The 988-nt window shown below is 34.7% G+C and carries 1 protein-coding gene and 1 pseudogene; both read right to left on the reverse strand.

The features are described 5' to 3' along the window. Window positions 1-282, reverse strand: a pseudogene (locus tag U881_RS0100400) (hypothetical protein); the annotation flags it as partial. Window position 283: 1 nt separating this feature from the next. Beyond that, on the reverse strand, window positions 284-988 hold a 705-nt coding region (locus tag U881_RS0100405), incomplete at its 5' end, for a right-handed parallel beta-helix repeat-containing protein (protein ID WP_024652908.1).

Raw genomic sequence — 988 nt, forward strand, 5'->3', positions numbered from 1 at the left:
ATTCTCTAAACAAGTTGCAATCAAATCTTTGATATAAGAATCCAAAGTATCATCATCTGCAGAAGGCGACAATCCTCTGTTAATTGGATAATATTTTCGATTCTCACTACTTTTTCCATCGCAAATAGCAAACAAACCCTTATCCTCAACTACAATTGGTTCACCAAGTTTACCGATATAAGTTTTAGCTTGCTCCATATTCCCAACTCCAAACTGTATCTTTACATTATCAGCCTGCAAGCGCCTTTTAATTTCTTCAAARTCATCATCACTGATAGCCAAATTATGCMRCCTCCTCTTTATCTTTAAYATTTTCTTGATACATACTMACGTCAACAACACGAGCACTAACATCAGAGTTTTTTATAATCTCCACACCAAGCTCATTTTTCACAAAAAAGTCACGAATCAACAAATCTAACGAATGAGTCTTAAGTCCTACTTTGTTTTCTACAAAATTGTTCTCAGAAAGCCTAGCAATTACAACATCACCAAGATTTAATGCAACACCCGTATTGTTACTAAATTCACCACCAGTGATCTTAATGCTAGAAAATCGAGTAAAGTTCAATCCATTTATATTTTTTTTGACAACTCCTCCCCTCATTATTGCATTCACTCCCTCCGCAACAGACGCATTCTTATTGGACTCAATTTCAATTCCAATTAAAGTCAGATTGTCAACACCATCAATTTTAAAACCATGATTTGTGTGTCTGAAAACAACATTTTCTAGCAATATTTTGGGAACACTCGTAATTCGCAAAGCCAAGGCCTGATTGTACAAAAATGTGATATTTTTAAGATACACAAAACTGGCACTATCTAAATATACCGAAAACCTCTCTTCTTCTCGCAATCTATAACTTGAACACAATCTCAAAGCAGTATCACCACAAAAAGTTTTATCTTCCAAAAATGAATCCAAAGGTTCATCACTAAGAGAACCACCTCTAATCAACAGTTCACTAATAGGCTTATGCCACAA

The sequence above is a fragment of the Borrelia persica No12 genome (assembly GCF_000500045.1).
In the GTDB taxonomy this organism is placed as follows: Bacteria; Spirochaetota; Spirochaetia; order Borreliales; family Borreliaceae; genus Borrelia; species Borrelia persica.